The organism is Haemophilus sp. HMSC71H05 (assembly GCF_001838635.1).
GTDB classification, from domain to species: Bacteria; Pseudomonadota; Gammaproteobacteria; order Enterobacterales; family Pasteurellaceae; genus Haemophilus_D; species Haemophilus_D parainfluenzae_R.
Genome location: NZ_KV838037.1, coordinates 120,204 through 142,862, shown reverse-complemented (window position 1 = coordinate 142,862; position 22,659 = coordinate 120,204). Strand labels below are relative to the sequence as shown.

17 protein-coding genes and 1 tRNA gene are annotated in these 22,659 nt (G+C 40.3%); 9 read left to right on the top strand and 9 right to left on the bottom strand.

The window, feature by feature from the left end:
• Positions 1-99: 99 nt before the first annotated feature.
• Positions 100-1,209 carry a glutamate 5-kinase gene (proB, locus tag HMPREF3279_RS06970; RefSeq protein WP_049368896.1) on the bottom strand — a complete coding sequence of 370 codons (1,110 nt, stop codon included), beginning with the start codon at positions 1,207-1,209 and terminating at the stop codon, positions 100-102.
• Between the two features lie 141 nt (positions 1,210-1,350).
• Here proB and folA point away from each other — a divergent pair, with 141 nt between their 5' ends.
• A complete protein-coding gene (gene folA / locus HMPREF3279_RS06965; protein ID WP_070868670.1) occupies positions 1,351-1,836 on the top strand; it encodes a type 3 dihydrofolate reductase in 486 nt (161 codons plus the stop codon).
• 195 nt (positions 1,837-2,031) lie between these two features.
• On the top strand, positions 2,032-3,357 hold the full coding sequence (gene uhpC, locus HMPREF3279_RS06960; RefSeq protein ID WP_070775635.1) for an MFS transporter family glucose-6-phosphate receptor UhpC: 1,326 nt from the start codon (positions 2,032-2,034) through the stop codon (positions 3,355-3,357).
• Positions 3,358-3,434: 77 nt separating this feature from the next.
• Here uhpC and pfkA read toward each other — a convergent pair whose 3' ends face one another.
• From pfkA to dprA, 4 genes are all read right to left on the bottom strand, one after another.
• Positions 3,435-4,400, bottom strand: a complete 966-nt coding sequence (pfkA, locus tag HMPREF3279_RS06955) for a 6-phosphofructokinase (protein ID WP_070868668.1) — start codon at positions 4,398-4,400, stop codon at positions 3,435-3,437.
• Positions 4,401-4,510: 110 nt separating this feature from the next.
• A complete protein-coding gene (locus HMPREF3279_RS06950; RefSeq protein WP_070868666.1) occupies positions 4,511-5,104 on the bottom strand; it encodes a hypothetical protein in 594 nt (197 codons plus the stop codon).
• Positions 5,097-5,873, bottom strand: a complete 777-nt coding sequence (gene yaaA / locus HMPREF3279_RS06945) for a peroxide stress protein YaaA (RefSeq protein WP_070868664.1) — start codon at positions 5,871-5,873, stop codon at positions 5,097-5,099. The genes HMPREF3279_RS06950 and yaaA overlap by 8 nt, the downstream gene beginning before the upstream one ends.
• Before the next feature lie 64 nt (positions 5,874-5,937).
• The gene (dprA, locus tag HMPREF3279_RS06940) at positions 5,938-7,056 is read right to left on the bottom strand and encodes a DNA-processing protein DprA (RefSeq protein ID WP_070868662.1); all 1,119 of its coding nucleotides are present in this window, start codon (positions 7,054-7,056) and stop codon (positions 5,938-5,940) included.
• 522 nt (positions 7,057-7,578) lie between these two features.
• Between dprA and leuA the strand changes: the two genes are divergently transcribed.
• The 7 genes from leuA (at position 7,579) to HMPREF3279_RS06905 (ending at position 18,503) form a co-directional block, all read left to right on the top strand.
• Positions 7,579-9,126 carry a 2-isopropylmalate synthase gene (leuA, locus tag HMPREF3279_RS06935; RefSeq protein WP_005696823.1) on the top strand — a complete coding sequence of 516 codons (1,548 nt, stop codon included), beginning with the start codon at positions 7,579-7,581 and terminating at the stop codon, positions 9,124-9,126.
• Between the two features lie 77 nt (positions 9,127-9,203).
• Positions 9,204-10,280 carry a 3-isopropylmalate dehydrogenase gene (gene leuB / locus HMPREF3279_RS06930; protein ID WP_070868660.1) on the top strand — a complete coding sequence of 359 codons (1,077 nt, stop codon included), beginning with the start codon at positions 9,204-9,206 and terminating at the stop codon, positions 10,278-10,280.
• Between the two features lie 155 nt (positions 10,281-10,435).
• Positions 10,436-11,845 (top strand): 3-isopropylmalate dehydratase large subunit, encoded by a 1,410-nt coding sequence (gene leuC, locus HMPREF3279_RS06925; RefSeq protein ID WP_049365624.1) that lies wholly within the window; start codon positions 10,436-10,438, stop codon positions 11,843-11,845.
• A 10-nt stretch (positions 11,846-11,855) separates the two neighbouring features.
• The gene (gene leuD / locus HMPREF3279_RS06920) at positions 11,856-12,458 is read left to right on the top strand and encodes a 3-isopropylmalate dehydratase small subunit (protein ID WP_005696826.1); all 603 of its coding nucleotides are present in this window, start codon (positions 11,856-11,858) and stop codon (positions 12,456-12,458) included.
• 175 nt (positions 12,459-12,633) lie between these two features.
• Positions 12,634-16,326, top strand: a complete 3,693-nt coding sequence (metH, locus tag HMPREF3279_RS06915; protein WP_070868658.1) for a methionine synthase — start codon at positions 12,634-12,636, stop codon at positions 16,324-16,326.
• 63 nt (positions 16,327-16,389) lie between these two features.
• Entirely contained in the window at positions 16,390-17,889 is a 1,500-nt protein-coding gene (locus tag HMPREF3279_RS06910) for a hypothetical protein (RefSeq protein WP_070868656.1), read from the top strand.
• A 146-nt stretch (positions 17,890-18,035) separates the two neighbouring features.
• The gene (locus HMPREF3279_RS06905) at positions 18,036-18,503 is read left to right on the top strand and encodes a hypothetical protein (protein ID WP_070868654.1); all 468 of its coding nucleotides are present in this window, start codon (positions 18,036-18,038) and stop codon (positions 18,501-18,503) included.
• A gap of 89 nt (positions 18,504-18,592) precedes the next feature.
• Here HMPREF3279_RS06905 and HMPREF3279_RS06900 read toward each other — a convergent pair whose 3' ends face one another.
• The 4 genes from HMPREF3279_RS06900 to HMPREF3279_RS06885 all read right to left on the bottom strand — a co-directional run bounded on the left by HMPREF3279_RS06900 (position 18,593) and on the right by HMPREF3279_RS06885 (position 22,657).
• Positions 18,593-20,014, bottom strand: coding sequence for a sucrose-specific PTS transporter subunit IIBC (locus HMPREF3279_RS06900; RefSeq protein WP_070868652.1), 1,422 nt, complete (start codon positions 20,012-20,014; stop codon positions 18,593-18,595).
• 129 nt (positions 20,015-20,143) lie between these two features.
• Positions 20,144-20,229 (bottom strand) — tRNA-Leu (locus HMPREF3279_RS06895).
• A 20-nt stretch (positions 20,230-20,249) separates the two neighbouring features.
• Entirely contained in the window at positions 20,250-20,597 is a 348-nt protein-coding gene (secG, locus tag HMPREF3279_RS06890) for a preprotein translocase subunit SecG (RefSeq protein WP_049367934.1), read from the bottom strand.
• Between the two features lie 116 nt (positions 20,598-20,713).
• On the bottom strand, positions 20,714-22,657 hold the full coding sequence (locus HMPREF3279_RS06885; RefSeq protein ID WP_070868650.1) for a DNA topoisomerase III: 1,944 nt from the start codon (positions 22,655-22,657) through the stop codon (positions 20,714-20,716).
• Positions 22,658-22,659 lie beyond the last annotated feature (2 nt).

The window sequence follows — 22,659 nt, the reverse complement described above, 5'->3', positions numbered from 1 at the left end:
ACTACTTAATATCGGGCTATCGCCCTTTTTATGGTTTTATAGACCAACAAAATAAAAGGAAGGTTCAGAAAATATGAGAGATCCGATTTCTATTGTACGTTAAAGCACAATCATGTCATCACGATGTAACGCAACTGCACCATATTCATAACCAAGAATTTGTTCAATTTCTTGGGATTTTTTCCCTTTGATTAATTCCAACGCATCGCTGTTATAACGCGGCATACCAAGTGCAATCACTTTACCTGAGGTATTCTTAATTTTGACGACTTCACCACGTGAGAAACGCCCTTCCACAGCCGTAATCCCTGCAGGCAACAACGATTTATTCTGTACTAACATAGCATTTTCAGCACCTTCATCAATCGTCAGCATGCCCGCTGATGGTGCGGCAAATAACCACTGTTTACGGCTTTCGAGACGATCTGAGTGATGAGCAATAAATTTAGTGCCAATTGGTTTATCGTAAGCCAAATCCACAATAACATCAGGTCGGCTACCTGGCGCAATAATCGTTTCTATACCCGAACGCGTTGCCACATCTGCCGCAATTATTTTTGTACTCATCCCGCCAGTACCAAGATTTGTACCGCTACCGCCTGCAATCGAACGAATATGATCGGTAATTTGCTCAACCACAGGAATTAATTTCGCATCTGGATTTTTACGAGGATCGCTTTCGTATAAACCTTGTTGATCTGTTAATAAATAAAGTTGTTCCGCTTGCACTAAAATCGCGACTAGCGCCGATAAATTATCGTTATCCCCTACTTTAATCTCAGCCGTTGCCACCGCATCATTCTCGTTAATCACTGGAATAATGTGATTGTCCAACAGCGCATGTAATGTATCGCGCGCATTTAAAAAACGTTCACGATCTTCAATATCGGCACGAGTTAATAAAATTTGTCCAATATGAATATCATAAATTGCAAATAATTTTTCCCAGGCTTGAATCAGTTGACTCTGCCCTACTGCAGCTAAAAGCTGCTTTGACGCAATGGTTGGAGGAAGTTGAGGATGATTTAAATAATGTCGTCCAGCAGCAATCGCCCCTGATGTCACAATCACGACACGAAAACCCGCTTGATGAAGTTGTGCAATCTGGCGAACAATATCGACCATGTGAGGAGCATTCAATTTTGGGGAACCATGTGTTAATGTGCTAGTACCAAATTTTACGACGATTGTTTTGCGATTTGCCGACATAGTTTATCCTCAGTGAAAAAATAGAAAAGTGCGGTTAAATTAGCACTAAAATTAATAAAAATCACGAAAAATCCAACCTCATATACAGATTTTGTGAATAGCTATGATATAGTGCAAAAAAATAAAAATAGGATAGAAAATATGACATTAAGTTTGATCGTTGCGACAACAAAAAATAACGTCATCGGAAAAGATAATCAAATGCCTTGGCACTTACCTGCCGATTTAGCCTGGTTTCGTAAAAATACCACGGGCAAACCGGTAATTATGGGACGTAAAACCTTTGAAAGCATTGGTCGCCCACTGCCGAAACGTACCAATATTGTCCTTTCACGTACCCCTTACGAACATGAAGGTGTCATCTGGAAAGAGAATTTTGAAAGTGCGGTCGATTTTGTCAAAAAATTTGATGAAATTATGTTAATTGGCGGCGGCGAGTTATTTAAACAATATTTACCTAAAGCAGATAAACTATACCTCACGCAAATTCAAGCTGACATTGATGGCGATACGTTCTTTCCTGAAATTAATTGGGCAGAATGGAACATCGAGTTTGAAGAATATCGTCAAGCAGATGCAGATAATTCCTATGATTGTCGTTTTTTAATTTTACAGCGTAAAGCATAAAACATATCAAAACCATTCTAAAAAAAAGTGCGGTCAAAACCCTAAAATGTTGACCGCACTTTTTTCCATCATCAAATCAACGATTCATCAAGCCATTTTTTCCTATAAATTCCCTATTTTTTGATCTGAGTCCCCTTTTGAAAACTGGCTTTGTAATATACTGGAATGATTTATTATCATTAGAGGAGAAATATTATGGGTATCTTCAGTGTACCACCGGATCTACCGGTTACTAAAAGCAAAGAGGAGATCGACAAAACTTATCGTTACTGGCGATTACATTTGATGATTACCAGTTATATCGGCTACGCCGTTTTCTATTTTACTCGTAAAAGTTTTAACTTCGTTATGCCAGCCATGCTAACGGACTTAGGGCTACAAAAAGCCGATATCGGTATCATGGGTACGGCGTTTTATCTCACCTATGGTGTATCTAAGTTCTTATCAGGTGTACTTGGTGACCGTTCTAACCCTCGTTACTTTATGGGGATTGGTTTAATGATGACAGGTATCGTCAACATTCTATTTGGCATGAGTTCATCTGTCTTTATGTTTATCACCCTTTGGATGATCAACGCCTTTTTCCAAGGTTGGGGCTGGCCTCCATGCTCAAAAATCCTAAATACTTGGTACTCACGTAACGAGCGCGGATTATGGTGGGCGATCTGGAATACCTCACATAACTTAGGTGGTGCACTTATTCCAATTTTATCTGGTGCCGTTGCCCTTTATTGGGGATGGCGTTATGGCATGATCGTGCCAGGGATTATTGCCTGTGTCATCGGTTTTGCTCTTTGTTTCTTATTACGCGATCGCCCAACATCTATGGGACTTCCAACCGTAGGTGAATGGCGTAATGATATTGCTGAAAAAGAACATGAAAGTGAAGGTTTAGGTTTATCTAACTGGGAAATTCTTAAAATTTATGTGTTTAAAAACAGCATTATCTGGGCATTAGCATTTTCTTGGTGTTTTATTTATATCATCCGTACCGGTATCAATGACTGGGGTAACTTATATTTAACAGAAACCCATGGTTATGACTTACTTAAAGCGAACTCCGCGGTTTCTTTCTTTGAAATCGGTGGATTCTTAGGCGCACTTTTTGCGGGCTGGGGCTCTGATAAGTTCTTCAACGGAAACCGTACCCAAATGAACATCATTTATGTGTTAGGTATTATTTCAACATCCTTAGCATTATGGTTCATCCCAAGCGATAACTATTTTGTGATGTGTGGATTATTCTTCCTGATGGGATTCTTTATCTTTGGTCCGCAATTTCTTATCGCAATGGCTGCGGCTGAAAACTCTCATAAACATGCTTCAGGTTCTTCTACCGGTTTCGTTAGTCTCTTCGCCTATATTGGTGCGGCAGCGGCGGGAGCACCATTAGCGTGGATTATTCAATCTCTCCACTGGAATGGATTCTTTGGTAGCTTGTTTATTGTGTCTCTTGCTTGTGCATTATTACTCGTTTTCGTGTACTTCTTGCAACGTAAGAAAAATAAACTAAAAGCCTAATCTAGGTATATAAAAATCGGGCTAAAACAATCATTGTTTTAGCCCGATTTCTTTTATATTAAATAACCTTTAAAAGATTATTCTAAGCGTTTAGCCATTTCTAACCAATCTGCTTTAAATTCACGACGCATATTGTTGATTGCATCAATAATATCATGGTGAACTAATTTTTCATTTTGAATACCCACACAGTAGCCACCTTTACCTTGTAGCAATATATCTACCGCATATACGCCCATACGTGAAGCTAAAATACGGTCGAAGGCACAAGGTGAACCACCACGTTGAATATGGCCTAATACGGTTGCACGGGTTTCATGGCCTACGCGCGCTTCAATCTCACGAGCAAGAGAATGTACGTCTGTGATTAATTCAGTAATCGCAATAATGGCATGGCGTTTTCCACGAATAATACTGCGTTCAATTTGGCGAATTAATTCTTCACGATTAAATTCCATTTCAGATGCCACAATGTATTCACAACCACCAGCAATACCTGCAGAAATGGTTAAATCACTACAGTGACGACCCATGATTTCCACGATAGAAATACGTTGGTGAGAACTTGAAGTGTCACGTAAACGGTCAATCGCATCCACCGCTGTTTGTAGTGCAGTTTCATAACCGATTGTGTAATCTGTTCCAGCCACATCGTTATCAATTGTGCCAGGGATACCTACGCAAGGGAAACCATGTTCTTCAGTAAGCAATTTTGCCCCCATGTAAGAACCGTCACCACCGATAACAACTAAAGCATCAATACCGTGAGAACGTAAAATTTCTGCACATTTTTCACGTACCGCAGGATCTTTAAATTCTGGGAAACGCGCAGAACCTAAGAATGTACCGCCACGGTTAATAATATCGGATACATTATAACGATTTAACTGTTGGATTTTATTATTATATAAGCCTTGATAACCGTCATAAATCCCAAATACTTCAAGCCCTTCTGCAAGAGCTGCACGAACAACGCCACGGATGGCAGCATTCATACCTGGTGCATCACCACCACTGGTTAATACAGCAATTTTTTTAATCATATTTACCTACTTTGAACTCTAAAAATAATTGGCGTCAAGATTACACCATCCATTATTTCTGCTCTAGAAAAATTTTTAAAATTTACGTGGAATTTGATCTAGTATAAGTTTTAGTGATGGAAAGAACTTTCACATTTCCAAGAAAGATCGGCTTTTTGTAATGTTTTGCTTTCCTTCGCCACCAAATACTTTTGTAAGTTTTTCACAATCTTTACTGTGTTTAAACGCTGAAATTTCTTACCTTGTTCCACTTTTTGGGAATATTGATATTGCACAAAACCACAACGTGGCACATTTTTACCCTTAGCTATGTCCACTTGCCAAGATGGATTTTGTTCTGTCGGAGCATAAATGACATAAGCATTTAACTCAGTGGCAGGCTTTTTCGGATTCGTTGAATTCGCAAGGATTTTGAAATCTTTCACACCTAAATTACGGTATACCTTCTCACGTAATGCTACGCGTTGCTCAATAGAACGGGATAAATCACGATCAAGCAACACTTCAATTTGAGATTGCCAATTTTCCAAGGTATCCGGCTCGGCAAGATAAACATAACGCGCAATCGTATCCAAATCTTGGCTTGCAGTAAGTTTATAAGTTTTGCCGTTGTACTCTATTTTTTCAGGAGTTTGAAGTTGACTCACTTTTGCCGCACAACCTGAGAGTAAAAGTGCGGTCAATATAACCAGGATTTTATTCATTGATATCTCGCTTAAATACAAATTCTTTTTCAGTTGAGGATGTCGCATCAAACCAATAACCACCTAGGTCAAACTCTTTCAGTTGTTCAACACGTTCCAAACGATTTTGAATGATAAAACGACACATTAAACCACGGGCTTTTTTTGCATAAAAGCTGACCACTTTGTATTTACCATTCTTATTATCTAAGAAAACAGGCTTAATAATCTGTGCATCTAATTGGCTTTCTTTTACTGATTTATAGTATTCATCGGAAGCTAAATTGATCAACAGACGATCGCCTTGCTCATCAAGTGCTTGTTGTACGGATTGAGTGATAATGTTCCCCCAAAAAGCATAAAGATCTTTCCCTTTTGGATTCGCTAACTTCGTGCCCATTTCCAAGCGATAAGGTTGCATTAAATCAAGGGGTTTAAGTAAGCCATATAAGCCAGAAAGCATACGTAAATGGCGTTGTGCGAATTGCACATCTTCATCAGATAAGCTATCCGCATCCAAACCGGTGTAAACATCACCTTTGAATGCCCAAATAGCTGCACGTGAATTTTTTTCGTTGTGAGATTTTGTCCATTCAGCAAAACGAGCGGCATTTAATCCTGCAAGCTTGTCACTGATAGACATTAAGGAAGAAAGATCTTGGGGAGATAATTGACGACAGATTTCAATCAGTTGCTCACTATAATCCGTCAAGTGCGGTTGAGAAACAGGAAGATTTCTGACCGCACTTTCAAAATCTAAGGTTTTTGCCGGGGAAATAATGGCTAACATAGGTTCTCCTTTCTAAACACTGAGCCGTATCTTAGCACAGGATAGCCTCCTTACTCTACCCCGTTTACGCTATCCGCTTATAGAGTCCATTCTCATTGACGATTAAATCTTGTAACTCCAAATCTAACAACTGCACTAAAAGCAAATCCACCGGCAAATTCAATGTAACCGATAAATCATCAAGGCTTATTGGTGTATAACTGATATGTTGATAAAGTTCAGGATGACTTGGTTCCACGGCTAGTGTTTTTGCTGTGAGTGGTTGAGCTATCGGCTTATTAATTTGCGTATTATGTACTGGAGGCTGAAAAACAACGCTGTGATTGAGGCTATCTAAAATATCTTTGACATTTTCCACCAACATCGCCCCTTGCTTAATCAGTTTATGGCAGCCTTGACTGTATTCACTTTGAATATTCCCTGGTAAGGCAAAAATATCGCGATTTTGTTCTAAAGCATAACGCGCTGTAATCAATGAACCGCTTTTCTCTGTGGCTTCAATGACTAATGTTCCTAATGAAAGCCCGCTAATAATGCGATTACGACGAGGAAAATTTTCAGCAATCGGTGCTTGCGTAGGGATAAATTCAGAAACTAATGCCCCGTTATTTTCGATAATTTGCTCGGCTAATCGGCGATGTTTAGCGGGGTAAATGTGATCTAATCCGCAGCCCAATACGGCAATGGTCTGCCCTTGAATATCCACCACCGCCTGATGGCTAAATCCATCGATACCTACAGCCAACCCACTCGTCACCGTTAATCCTACGAGAGAAAGCTCTGTCGCAAAATATTTTGCCCAATATTCCCCATAAGCGGAACAATAACGGCTTCCAACCATGGCGATTTGCTGAGCAGAAAGTGCGGTCAAATTGCCTTTCACAAATAACAAGGGCGGAAAACCACTAATTTGTTTGAGTAAAAAAGGATACTCATCTGAAAAACAGTGGATTAAATGATGGCCTTCTTTTTCTGCCCAGTTCAAAGCGGGTTCAATAAATTTCATTTCTGGCTGAAACCAACGACGAATCTGCAACGCATCCCAGCCCATTTGTTGAAATGCCACTTCATCATAATTTAACAAGTCTTCTATATTCACATGGACCAAAATTTGTTGAATCCGCACACTGCCCAATTTGGGCACTTGAGCTAATCGCAACAAAATCGACGTAAAATCGCTCATAATTCTCTCCTTTAAAAAGAAAATTATGGCGAGATTTGTCTCAAAAAATGAAAAGTTTGTCTTAATTCTGCGATTCAGATCGCAAAAAGAGAAAAAATTTTAGAAAAAATCGGCATACCAGAAACGAGGAATAAAACAGGACAAAAACAGCTTCTTAAAAGCTATTTTTAGAGATTAATTCTGATAAAAAACTTATATCAAGAGAAATAAACTTTTAAGATTGTGTAGAGATATTCATTTTAGATATAAATCACTGATAAATGATTTGACAGCAACATTTTTATCCGTAATATGGAAAGCGTTTTACAGAATTTTTTACAGGATTATCTTTTTATGTACCAAGCTGTTTCTTTATCTCTCAACCTCCTGCTCTCACATTCTTTGTGCGGCTAAGTTGTGGATAAAAAACACCTTTATGTAAAAAATCTATTATCAACCCGCACTTTTAAGATTGCGGGTTTTTTCGTTTTAAAATCACGGTAAAAATGACCGCACTTTGAGTGATAAAAGAAGGAAAATACTATGACAGATCGCGTTATTATTTTTGATACCACCTTGCGTGATGGCGAACAAGCGTTAAAAGCTAGCTTAACCGTTAAAGAGAAATTACAAATTGCTTTAGCACTTGAACGTTTAGGCGTAGATGTAATGGAAGTCGGTTTTCCGGTTTCTTCTCAAGGCGATTTTGAATCTGTTCAAACCATTGCACGCCATATCAAAAATAGTCGTGTTGCGGCACTTTCCCGTGCAGTAATTAAAGATATTGATGCTGCAGCTGAAGCCTTAAAAGTAGCAGAAGCGTTTCGTATCCATACATTTATTGCAGTTTCAGCATTACACGTTGAAGCCAAATTAAAACGTACCTTTGATGATGTGGTTGAAATGGCGGTAGCCGCAGTAAAACATGCACGTAATTATACTGACGATGTAGAATTTTCTTGCGAAGATGCAGGCCGTACAGGTATCGACAATATTTGTCGTATTGTTGAAGCGGCAATTAATGCAGGTGCAACAACTGTAAATATTCCTGACACTGTTGGTTTCTGCTTACCTAATCAATTCGGCAATATTATTGCTGAAGTACGTAACCGCGTACCAAATATCGATAAAGCTGTGATTTCCGTACATTGCCACAATGACTTGGGTATGGCAACGGCTAACTCCTTAACCGCTGTACAAAATGGTGCACGTCAAATTGAATGTACTATCAACGGCATTGGTGAACGCGCAGGCAATACCTCACTTGAAGAAGTGGTGATGGCAATGAAAGTTCGTCAAGAATTTATGGGCGTGGATACACGTATCAACACACAAGAAATTCATCGTGTCAGCCAAATGGTGAGCCAACTTTGTAATATGCCAATCCAACCGAATAAAGCGATTGTAGGTTCAAACGCTTTCGCACATTCATCCGGTATTCACCAAGATGGTATGTTAAAAAACCAAAATACCTACGAAATCATGTCACCAGAAACTATCGGCTTGAAGAAAGAGAAATTGAACTTAACCGCTCGTTCAGGTCGCGCAGCAGTAAAAGGCCATATGGCAGATATGGGCTACACCGAACAAGATTACGATTTAGACAAATTGTATGAAGCATTCTTAAAATTGGCAGACAAAAAAGGCCAAGTATTCGATTATGACTTAGAAGCTTTAGCCTTTATCGATATGCAACAAGGGGATGAGGATCGTTTAGTGTTAGATAAACTTTCTGCACATTCCACTAAAGAATATCCAGCAACTGCGTTTGTTCAAGTGGAATTGGATGGTAAAAAATTAAGCACCTCTTCTATCGGTGGTAATGGTCCGGTTGATGCAGTTTACAATGCGATCTTGAATTTAACCGGCTTAGATATCAAAATGTCCCACTATAACTTAACTGCAAAAGGCGAAGGTGCTGAAGCCTTAGGTCAGGTAGATATCGTGGTTGAACACGAAGGCCGAAAATTCCATGGCGTTGGTTTAGCGACAGACATCGTTGAATCTTCCGCACTTGCTTTAGTTCATGCAATTAATGCCATTTATCGTGCACATAAAGTCGCCGATATTAAAAGCCATAAACATCATTAATTAATTGAGTCCCCCTCTTTACAAAAGAGGGGAGAAAATTAACCGCACTTTAGTGTGACTGAAATAGGAAAAACAATATGCAATCATACAACATCGCTGTTCTACCAGGAGACGGTATTGGTCCAGAAGTGATGGCTGAAGCCATTAAAGTATTAAACAAAGTCCAAGAAAAATTCGGTTTCAAACTTAACTTCAATGAATTTTATGTAGGTGGTGCCGCAATTGATCATTGTGGTTGCCCATTACCAGCTGAAACCTTAAAAGGCTGTGATGATGCTGATGCGATTTTGTTTGGCTCTGTAGGTGGCCCTAAATGGACAAATTTACCTCCGGATCAACAACCAGAACGCGGTGCATTATTACCATTGCGTAAACATTTCAAATTATTCTGCAATCTTCGTCCTGCTACCCTTTATAAAGGTTTAGAAAAATTCTGTCCATTACGTGCAGATATTGCAGCGAAAGGATTTGATATGGTGGTTGTGCGTGAATTAACGGGCGGGATTTATTTTGGTCAGCCTAAAGGTCGTGAAGGTGAAGGTGCTCAAACCAAAGCATTCGATACTGAAGTTTATTACAAATATGAAATCGAGCGTATTGCACGTGCTGCTTTTGATGCGGCAATGAAACGTCGTAAACATGTGACTTCTGTGGATAAGGCGAACGTATTACAAGCTTCAATCTTATGGCGTGAAACCGTGACAGAAGTAGCGAAAGACTACCCTGAAGTCACCTTAGATCATATTTATATTGACAATGCGACCATGCAGTTAATCAAAGCGCCTGAATCTTTCGATGTACTCCTCTGCTCTAACATTTTCGGTGATATTATTTCTGATGAAGCGGCAATGATCACAGGTTCTATGGGGATGTTGCCATCTGCTAGCTTAAATGAAGAAGGTTTCGGTTTATATGAACCGGCTGGCGGTTCTGCACCGGATATCGCTGGTAAAGGCATTGCCAACCCAATCGCACAAATTCTTTCTGCCGCGATGATGTTGCGTTATAGCTTCAACTTAAATGATGCGGCTGATGCGATTGAAAATGCCGTGCAAAAAGTCTTAGCAAATGGTCACCGTACCGGTGATTTAGCTGATGATTCAGCCCCTGTTTCAACTGCGGAAATGGGTACATTAATCGCTAACGCAATCTAATAAAAAACAATTAAAGTGCGGTTTAAAAACACTGACAAAAAGCAACGCTTTTTGAACGTTGGCTCTGCCAACGGCTCCGAAGGAGCGAGTAAATCTTCAGGATTTACGAGTAATAATTTGACCGCACTTACTACTCTAACGAATTGAGAAAAATTATGGCAAAAACTCTTTACGAAAAATTATTCGATGCCCATGTGGTGTACGAAGCTGAAGGCGAAACGCCGATTTTGTATATTAACCGTCATTTAATCCATGAAGTGACCAGCCCACAAGCCTTTGATGGTTTACGTGTGGCAGGCCGCCAAGTACGTCAAGTCAGTAAAACTTTCGGTACCATGGATCACAGTATTTCTACCCAAGTACGTGATGTAAATAAACTTGAAGGCCAAGCGAAAATTCAAGTATTGGAACTTGAAAAAAATACGAAAGCGACCGGTATTCAATTATTCGACATGACCACAAAAGAACAAGGTATTGTGCATGTCATGGGGCCTGAACAAGGTTTAACCTTACCAGGTATGACTATCGTGTGTGGCGACTCCCATACTGCCACCCACGGGGCGTTCGGTGCTTTGGCATTTGGTATTGGTACATCTGAAGTAGAACACGTATTAGCCACACAAACCTTAAAACAAGCTCGTGCGAAAAATATGAAAATTGAAGTGCGTGGCAAAGTGGCGCCAGGCATTACCGCAAAAGACATTATTCTTGCCATTATCGGCAAAACCACCATGGCAGGTGGCACAGGCCATGTGGTGGAATTCTGCGGGGAAGCCATTCGTGACCTTTCTATGGAAGGCCGTATGACCGTTTGTAATATGGCGATTGAAATGGGCGCGAAAGCGGGTTTAATCGCGCCAGATGAAACGACTTTCGAATACTTAAAAGGTCGTCCGCATGCACCAAAAGGTAAAGATTGGGATGATGCCGTTGCTTATTGGAAAACCTTAAAATCCGATGATGATGCGAAATTTGACACGGTCATCACGTTAGAAGCCAAAGATATTGCACCACAGGTGACTTGGGGAACAAACCCAGGCCAAGTAATTGGTATCGATCAGCCAGTGCCAAATCCAGCAGAAATGACCGATCCCGTGACTCGTGCTTCAGCAGAAAAAGCGTTGAATTATATCGGTTTAGAACCGAATACCGATTTAAAAGACATTCCAGTAGATCAAGTGTTTATTGGCTCTTGCACCAATGCTCGTATCGAAGATTTACGTGCGGCAGCTGCCGTGATGAAAGGTCGTAAAAAAGCTGATAATGTAAAACGTATTTTAGTGGTGCCAGGTTCAGGCTTAGTGAAAGAACAAGCAGAAAAAGAAGGCTTGGATAAAATCTTTATCGAAGCAGGTGCTGAATGGCGTAATCCTGGCTGTTCTATGTGCTTAGGGATGAACGATGACCGTTTAGGTGAATGGGAACGCTGTGCTTCCACGTCAAACCGTAACTTTGAGGGTCGTCAAGGCCGTAATGGTCGTACTCACTTGGTGAGTCCTGCGATGGCAGCGGCAGCGGGAATGTTTGGTAAATTCGTTGATATTCGTGACGTCACATTAAACTAAGGAGCAGAAAATGGCAGGATTTAAACAACTTTCAGGCTTAGTAGTGCCATTGGATGCAGCAAACGTGGACACGGATGCGATTATTCCAAAACAATTTTTACAAGCGATTACGCGCGTAGGTTTCGGCAAACACTTATTCCACGAATGGCGTTATTTGGATGTAGAAGGTACCAAGCCAAATCCAGATTTCGTATTGAATTATCCACAATATCAAGGCGCGACCATTTTATTAGCGCGTAAAAATCTTGGTTGTGGTTCCTCGCGTGAACACGCACCTTGGGCATTAGCCGATTACGGTTTCAAAGTGATGATCGCACCAAGTTTTGCGGATATTTTCTATAACAACAGTTTAAACAACCACATGTTACCGATTCGTTTAAGCGAAGAAGAGGTGGAAGAAATCTTCCAATGGGTGTGGGCAAATGAAGGCAAACAAATCCATGTGGATTTGGAAGCGATGACTGTCACTGTGGGTGATAAAGTCTATCACTTTGAACTGGATGAATTCCGCCGTCATTGTTTGTTAAACGGCTTGGATAACATCGGTTTGACGTTACAACACGAAGATGCCATCAGCGAATATGAAAAAAATATTCCAGCATTTTTACGTTAATCTGTTTTTTTACTCGGACAGCAAATATTGCTAACCATTCGGCGGACAATTTGTCCGCCTTTCTTTTTGAAAACATTCCATTTTTTTACCGCACTTTCTCCCCTTTTATTTGACAGTACCCATGCTTATCCCTATTATTCCGACCAATATTGATTGATTTTAAAAAGAGCTGTCTATGTCACATAATCAAACCGAATTACTGAAAAAATCCCTCGCTGAACGCATTCTCATTTTAGATGGTGCGATGGGGACGATGATCCAAAAATACAAACTCACCGAGGCTGATTTTAGAGGCGAGCGTTTTAAAGAAAGTGCGGTTGATTTGCGTGGGAATAATGATTTGCTCACCTTAACCCAGCCGTTGTTGATTTCTGCGATTCATGAGAAATACTTACAAGCAGGCGCAGATATTATTGAAACCAACACCTTCAGTTCTACCACTATTGCGCAAGCGGATTATGATTTACAGTCTATTGCCTACGAACTGAATTTTGCAGGGGCAAAACTAGCGCGTTTAGCCGCAGATAAATACAGCACACCAGAAAAACCTCGCTTTGTTGCGGGCGTGTTAGGGCCAACCAACCGTACAGCCTCTATTTCTCCTGATGTAAACGACCCAGGTTTCCGTAATATTACCTTTATGGAACTGGTGGATGCCTATGCCCAAGCGACCAACGGCTTAATTGAAGGTGGTGCAGATTTAATCATGATCGAAACTATTTTCGATACGTTAAACGCAAAAGCCGCTATTTTCGCCATTGAAACCGTATTTGAAGAATTAGGTGTGGAATTGCCGATTATGATTTCCGGCACCATTACTGATGCTTCTGGCCGTACCCTTTCAGGGCAAACCACCGAAGCATTCTACAACTCGCTTCGTCACGCTAAACCACTGACTTTTGGTTTGAACTGTGCGCTCGGCCCGAAAGAACTTCGCCAATATGTTGAACAACTGTCTAAAATCAGCGAAACCTATGTGTCTGTTCACCCGAATGCGGGCTTGCCGAATGCTTTTGGTGGCTATGATTTAGGTGCAGAAGAGATGGCCGCACACCTTAAAGAATGGGCTGAAAGTGGCTTTGTGAACATTGTCGGTGGTTGTTGTGGTACGACGCCAGAACACATCAAAGCCTTTGCGGATGCCATGCAAGGTATTGCGCCGCGTAAATTACCTGAAATTAAAACCGCCATGCGTTTATCAGGCTTAGAACCACTCAATATTGATGATGAAAGCCTATTCGTAAACGTGGGCGAACGTAATAACGTGACAGGTTCGGCCAAATTCAAACGTTTAATTAAAGAAGACAAATTTGCTGAAGCCATTGAAATTGCTATCGACCAAGTGGAAAACGGCGCGCAAGTGATCGACGTCAATATGGACGAAGCCTTGCTCGACGGCAAAAAATGCATGACCCGTTTCCTCAATATTATGGCGACCGAGCCAGATGCTGCCAAAGTGCCAGTCATGATCGACTCGTCTAAATGGGAAGTGATTGAGGCTGGTTTACAGTCGGTACAAGGTAAACCGATTGTAAACTCCATCTCGTTAAAAGAAGGCGAAGAAATCTTTATCGAACACGCTAAATTAGTACGTAAATATGGTGCAGCGGTGGTCGTCATGGCGTTTGACGAAGTGGGTCAAGCCGATACTGAAGATCGCAAAGTAGAAATCTGTACCCGTGCCTATAACATTTTAGTCAATCAACTTGGCTTCCCACCAGAAGATATTATTTTCGACCCGAACATTTTCGCCATTGGTACGGGGATTGAAGAACACAACAACTACGGCGTGGATTTCATCAACGCCACTGGTCGCATTAAACGCGCGCTACCGCACGCAAAAATCTCGGGCGGGGTGTCGAATGTGTCTTTCTCATTCCGTGGTAACAACGTGATGCGTGAAGCCATTCACGCCGTCTTCCTCTATCACGCCATCAAACAAGGCATGGATATGGGGATTGTGAATGCAGGGCAACTTGCCATTTATGATGATCTCGATCCTGAATTGCGTGAAATTGTGGAAGATGCGGTATTAAACCGAAGCCCAGATGCGACTGAAAAACTACTCGATATTGCAGAAAAATATCGTAACCAAGGCAACGATGAAAGTGCGGTCGATTCTGTGGCAGAATGGCGTACTTGGCCAGTGGAAGAACGTTTAAAACACGCGCTGGTGAAAGGGATTACCACTTACATTGTGGAAGATACGGAAGAAGCCCGCCAAACATTGCCAAGTCCATTAGATGTGATTGAAGGCCCATTGATGGCAGGCATGGACGTAGTCGGCGATTTATTCGGTGACGGTAAAATGTTCCTCCCACAAGTGGTGAAATCTGCACGCGTGATGAAACAATCTGTGGCGTATTTAGAGCCGTTTATCAATGCAACTAAACAAAAAGGTTCAAGCAACGGTAAAGTGGTGATTGCGACCGTAAAAGGCGATGTGCACGATATCGGTAAAAACATCGTAAGCGTGGTAATGCAATGTAATAACTTTGAAGTGATTGACTTAGGCGTGATGGTGCCTGCGGACAAAATCATTCAAACCGCCATTGATGAAAAAGCGGACATCATCGCGTTAAGTGGTTTAATTACCCCTTCTTTAGATGAGATGGAATACTTCTTGGGTGAAATGACTCGCTTAGGCTTAAACCTGCCTGTGATGATTGGCGGTGCAACCACCTCTAAAGAACATACAGCAATTAAACTTTATCCAAAATATAAAGAACACGGCGTATTTTATACTTCTAACGCCTCCCGTGCGGTTACGGTGTGTGCGACCTTGATGAACCCTGAAAGCCGTGCGGCATTATGGGAACAGTTCAAGAAAGATTACGAGAAAATTCAGCAATCGTTCTCTAACCGTAAACCACTGCGTAAACAACTGAGCATTGAAGAAGCACGTGCAAACCGCTTTGATGGCTTTAGTGGCGAATGGGCAGATTACGTGCCGCCAAAACCAAACCAAACCGGTATTGTGGAATTTAAAAACGTACCGATTGCCACATTACGTAAATTTATCGACTGGTCGCCATTCTTCCGCATTTGGGGCTTGATGGGCGGCTATCCTGATGCCTTTGATTATCCGGAAGGTGGCGAAGAAGCACGCAAAGTGTGGAATGATGCACAAGTGGTTTTAGATGAATTAGAGCAAAACCATAAGCTCAACCCAAGCGGTATTTTAGGCATTTTCCCTGCGGAACGTGTGGGCGATGATGTGGTGTTATTTTCTGATGAAGAACGCACACAAACCATTGGCACCGCTTATGGCTTACGCCAACAAACCGAACGGGGCAAAAACAGCAAAAGCCCGTTTAACTTTGCTTTAAGTGACTTTATTGCTGATCGCGAAAGCGGTAAAAAAGACTGGTTCGGCATGTTCGCCGTCTGTGCGGGCATTGAAGAAATGGAATTAGTGGAAGGCTATAAAGCGGCAGGCGATGACTACAATGCAATCTTACTACAAGCTGTGGGCGACCGCTTAGCGGAAGCCATGGCAGAATACCTGCACTTTGAGCTTCGCACCCGCATTTGGGGCTACACGCAAGAAGAATTCGATAATCAAGGTTTAATCAATGAAAACTATGTTGGCATCCGCCCTGCACCGGGTTATCCAAGCTGCCCTGAGCATACCGAAAAAGCCTTGATTTGGGATTTATTAGAAGTAGAACAACGCATCGGCATGAAACTCACCGAAAGCTACGCCATGTGGCCTGCTGCTTCTGTCTGCGGTTGGTACTTCACCCACCCTGCTAGCAACTATTTCACCTTAGGTCGCATTGATGAAGACCAAGCTCAAGATTATGCCAAACGTAAAGGTTGGGATGAGAGAGAGATGATGAAGTGGTTGGGTGTGGCGATGAAGTAGAGTGCCCACATATTTTATAACTAATTATTTAAGTATTAAATTAACTAAATTTAAGAGTATCAAATGAATATAGGTTACTTAAACAAGCTCATGTATACATTTAAAATGGATATCATTAATCACTTACCTATTACTCGCTGGGATTTTGATGGGATTTTTGAATATATAAAAAAAAATCACGAACGTGAATATTATGAACTTGTGTCTGATTCTCAAAAAGCTAATAAGCTATCTGCTAAAGAATTTTGTCAGAATATACTTTGGATGAGTTCAGAGCCCAAAGAGAAATTTATTTTATTTTATGAGAAAGCTTTAAGCGACTTAAATAAAATAGATAAAAATTTAAATCTTATTGAAGAAGGAATTAATAATCTAAAAAGCATAAAGAATCAATATAAAATGTTGAACATCAATCAAAGATATGAATTAAAAAAACTTGAATATTTTAAAGAAAAAAATAATAAGGCGAAAGAAGAAGTTATTAATTTTATCTCATCCACAATAAAATACTACTCCTATGAAAAATGTATTAATTCTCCTATGGGAAATAGTATAACAAAATTGATTGAAGGAGATATGCCTTATTCATTTTCAAAAGGAACAATATTGGAGCACAAAGATTTTTATAATCCAAATTCATTAACCGATCTATCAAATAAATTTTTAGATTTTTATTTAGATGAACATATACAACTAGAAGAACTTTATAAAAGACCAGAGTATAAAGATCAGTTTTTAGACATTTCAAAAAGATACTTATATGGCAAACTCCCAAGATTCCCTGAACCAAACAAATTACAAAAATTAAAAAACATTATTGAAAATAATCATATTATAAATAGAAGAAAAGATATCTTATATAAAATCATAGAAGCATTTGAGAACAAAGAATTCCTATTGGTTATTAATATATTACCTCTTCAAATAGAAGGTATTTTTCATGATATTTGCCAAGCTTATGGTATTGAAGAACATTTACTAAGTATATCTTCTATAAACAATAAGCTAGAACTACTAAGAAAAAAATCAATTAATTTCTATCTATTTGAATATTATTCTTTTAAATTCCCCATAACTAGAAATCAAGTAGCTCATGGAGAACTAGTATCAGGTGAATTAGAATTAAAAGCAACTATGCTAATTCTAGATCTCATACCAGTAGCCGAAATGTCTCTTGATGAAATGATCCCCATAAACAAAAAACTAAAACTTATAAAAAATATACTTGATAGTAACGACCTCAATTCACTACTAGATATATTTAAATATAATTTATTAGATATAAAAATACCAGAATTCTACAATATAGACGATAATTACTTATCATTATGTGATAGCAATGATTTTTTTGAAAAAATTAGAACTAAAATTAAATCAGAAAAATTATACTTACCAAACAATAAAGACAAACTGAAAAAATTTATGAAAATAGTATCACAATTAGAAAATCACAATATTGCTACTCATAGAGTTGAATCATTTAGAAAGGAATTAAACAGCTTGCTAAAAAAATATAATGAAGAAGATAATGCTGGGAAAAATCTTAAAATATTGGATTTATAATATTCAGTATTTTATTTTCTATTCTCTTAAATAATCCAATAATTTGAAAAAACAGTAGCCCCTTATATGCAGTATATCCTTGCACAATCCGCAATTTCCGCTATCATACTCCCTTTCTCATTCACTCTACTCTCGGAACTTTATCGATGAATAAATTTAAATTAGCATTACTGACGGCGGCATTCGTAGGTTTGTTTGCTTGTACAACAACACAACAACCAAAGAAAACCGTTAAAACACGATACCTTAAAAATAACATTAGCCAAGCGGAATTAAACAATCCAAAAGACTACAAGCGTTATTATTATTCTTGCCACAATTCAGAAACGGGTTCAAGTTCGTATTTAACCACTTACTTCCCGCTTTCAAGAGAAAGCCGCATGAAAGATAACTTTGGTATTTATTTCCAATTAGACGGTGGGAAAGCGGTACCGTTTGATCATGTGGAAAATCGTACATTGAATGCACGTGGAAATCGCTTTGAAGTGATTTATCGCTCTTATGAGCCGATTGATGGCAGTTATGTTGATTTAATCGCTCGTGAAAATAATTCTGTGTACTATAAGAATAATCAAGGCATGAGAAGCACTTGGTTAAACTGTCGAGAAGGCTAACTCTCACTGAAAGTGCGGTCATTTTTAGACGCATTTTTCCAAACAAAAAAGCACGAGCTTAAACTCGTGCTTTTTCTTTTTTATTTCGATTAGGCTTTTGCTTGTGCACGTTTCACGAAAACGACTGAAAGCGTGAATGCTACCACAAATGAAATCACCATACCGATGCAGTACATCGCAAGGCTATCCGGTTTGATAGATGGAATACCTAAGAATCCTGCTGCGCCTAATGCAATGGCTTTTACATTGAAGAATGCGATAAAGGCACTTGCAAGACCTGAACCAATCATCGCCGCAAAGAAAGCTTGACGATAACGTAGGTTCACCCCGAACATCGCCGGTTCAGTAATCCCTAATAATGCAGAGATACCTGATGGTACCGCTAAACCACGTACTTTAGGATCTTTTAATGCCACTGCCACACCTAAACAGGCTGCACCTTGTGCGATATTTGACATTGCGGCGATTGGGAAAATAAAGGTACCGCCTGTATTTGCCATTTCAGCCAATAATTGTGTTTCAACCGCAATAAAGGTTTGATGCATACCCGTGATAACGATTGGTGCATAGAATGCCCCGAAGATCGCCCCACCAACGAAACCTAAAGTGTCATATAACCAAGTTAAACCTGATGCAATTAATGACCCTGCTTCACGACCAATTGGACCGATTACGGTAAATGCTAAGAAGCCCGCAATAAAGAGCGAGAATAATGGGGTAATAAGGTTATCTAAGTAAGAAGGCACAAACTTACGGAAGGTTTTTTCTAAGGTTGCTAATACCCAAGCAGAAACTAATGTTGGGATAACGGTACCTTGATAGCCGACTTTTTCAATTTCAAGACCGAATACATTCCAGTATTGGATTTTACCTTGCGCAAGGGTTAACGCGTAGTTCCAACCATCTGCTAATGCTGGGTGAACCAATAACATCCCAAGCGCCGCCCCTAAGAATGGGTTACCACCGAATTTACGGGTGGCTGAGAAACCAAGTAATACCGGTAAGAATACAAATGGTGCATTCGCGATGGTGTTAATAAAATCCACCAAATCCGCAAGACCTGGGTGCATATCAATCACGCTTAATTCATCAACGAAGAAACCTTTCGCTGTAAGCATGGAGTGAATACCCATTAACAAACCGCCTGCTACGATTGCCGGAATGATTGGCACGAAAATATCTGCCAAGCCTTTCACCAAACGTTGTAATAAGTTTTGATTGCCTGATGCTGCTTCAGCCACTTCAGCTTTACTCACATCACCGATACCAAGTAATTTAGTAAGTTCAGCATGGACTTTATTCACCGTACCTGAACCGAAGATAATTTGATATTGACCAGCGACAGCAAACTGCCCTTTCACGCCTTCAATGTTATCAATACCTTCTTTGTCCACTTTGCTTTCATCGTTTAACACAATACGTAAACGCGTTGCGCAATGTGCTGCTGTGGCGATGTTTTCTTTGCCACCAAGCTTATCAATCACTTGCTGGGCGATTTGAGGGAAGTTCATAGTGCTCTCCTAATGAGTTTCTAAAAAAAAAAGAAATTGACCGATTGTAACTAAAACAGGGGATAATAACTAGCGGTCTAAACAAATTTTAGGCGAAAAAAAACCGACTTGATTAAGTCGGTTTATAGTTGGTGCTCTGGGCGAGACTTGAACTCGCACGGCCTGCGGCCACTACCCCCTCAAGATAGCGTGTCTACCAATTCCACCACCAGAGCGTTTATTCTGTTTTTATTCCTTATTGCGGAATGTCATTATTTTTGTTTTCAACTGCTGGAGCAACTTGTTGTTGCTGTTGTTGAACTTGTTCAGCAGTTTGAGATAAATCGTCAAACGAACCTTTTTGTACGTTGCCACGGTGAGAGTTAATGTTACCTAACACTAAAGCAATCACAAAAAAGCCAGTTGCTAAGATTGCACTGGTACGAGTTAAAAAGTTACCTGCACCAGCAGAACCAAACATAGTACCTGATGCACCGCCGCCAAATGACGCACCTGCGTTCGCGCCTTTACCTTGTTGAATAAGGATAAAGCCGATTAAGGCGATACAAATTAATACATAAACAAATAATAAAATATTGTACATTATTCTTTCTTCTCTAAATTGCGATTTCGCAAGAAAACTGGGAGCAAATGTTATATAAAATTCACGCTTTTCGCAAGCGCTTTCCCATTTTTTTTACTTAATTGTATTAAGTTTAATCAATTTTCAGCGTTTAAATCTTCCGATTTTTTGACCGCTCTTTTTCGTTTCGTTGCTGGTATGCTTAAACCTTTTGAAATCTGACTTAAACGACGTAATGCAGTGAAATCAACAAAACGCACTAAATCCGGCAACATTTGATTAAGCGTAAACATAAATTGCTGATAACTCGCCTGTTTTTGACTGATATCCGTTAATTGTGCTTCCCAATGTGCCGTCATATCAGGTTGTGTAGCAATATCAGGTAAAGCAGAAATCAGGATCCGCCCCGTTTCTGTGCTGTGAATATTGCGTCCTTTTTTGGTCAAAAAGCCTCGTTTAAATAGCAATTCAATAATGCCTGCGCGTGTTGCCTCTGTGCCAAGTCCATCCGTTTCACGCAGAATTTTTTTCAATTCTTTATCTTGCACAAAACGCGCAATACCCGTCATGGCGGAAAGCAACGTCGCATCAGTAAAAGGTTTTGGCGGTTGCGTTTTTTTGCTCACCACTTCACCTCGTTCGCAATACAGGATCTGTCCTTTCTTCACGATCGGCAACAGCGGCTCTTGATTTTCATCTTCGTCTTCTTTGCCAAGCAACTCTTTCCACCCTGCAGTTTGCAAGTTACGCGCTTGTGCCACAAAAGTACCGCCCGCAATACTTAAGGTAATTTTGCTTTTACGATATTCCGCATCTGGACAGAATTGCAATAAATACTGGCGTGCAATCAATTCATAAATACGCTGTTCATCAATACTTAAATTAATCGAGCGTGTGTTAGCCGTTGGAATGATCGCATGGTGTGCTTCCACCTTTTTGTCATTCCAACAACGATTACGTTGCTCGCTATCCACCACCGACGGCAAGGTTTGATAAGTCTGACAATGCTGTGAAATCGCATTCATCACTTTATGTCGTTCAGCAAAATGCTCTTCCGGCAAATAACGACAATCAGAACGCGGATAGGTAATCAAACGATGGGTTTCATATAAACGCTGACAGGTATCCAACACACTTTGTGCTGACATGCCAAAACGTTTTGCCGCATCAATCTGCAATGCTGACAAGGAATAAGGCAAAGGCGCTGTTTCTTTTTCTCGCTTATCCACATATTCAGTCACTTCGGCAGGTTGATCGGTAATGCGTTTCACCACATTTTCGGCTAAGCCTAAAGACAGTACGCGACCATCTTCATCTTGGTAGTCTTCGCAAGCTTTACTCGGTTGCCAAAGTGCAGAAAAAAGTGCGGTCGGATTTTCAGACGTTTTTTCGTCTTTCACCCATGCCAATACTTCATAGAAATCTTTTGGTTGGAAATGTTCAATTTCCAAATCTCTACGCACAATCAAGCCTAACACAGGTGTTTGCACTCGCCCAACGGAAAGCACGCCATCATAACCCGCTTGGCGACCGCGAATGGTATAAGCGCGGGTCATATTAATGCCGTACAGCCAGTCCGCACGAGCGCGTGCCAGCGCAGAGGTTGCCAATGGAATAAAATGACGATTCGGTTGGAGCTTTTGTACCGCTTTTTCCACCGCACTTGGGTTAAGATCGCTAATCAAACAACGCAAAATGCCATCACGTTTTTCCGCTGATAAATTGGCATAACTAAATACTTCATCCACCAGCAACTGCCCTTCTCTATCCGGGTCACCTGCGTTAACTAAAACATCAGCTTGATGAATGAGTTTTTCCACTACAGAAAGTTGTTTTTTGACTTCTTTTCGCGGTAACAGAATCCATTTTTCAGGAATGATGGGTAAATGTTCTAAACGCCATTGTTTGAATTTCGGATCGTAGGCATCCGGTTCAGCCTGTTCGAGCAAATGCCCCACGCACCAAGTCACGACATCATCATTGCCGCATTTAATAAAACCATCCCCCCGTTGATGAGGTTTTGGCAATACATCGGCAATCGCTCGCCCAAGACTGGGTTTCTCGGCAATAAACAGGCGCATAA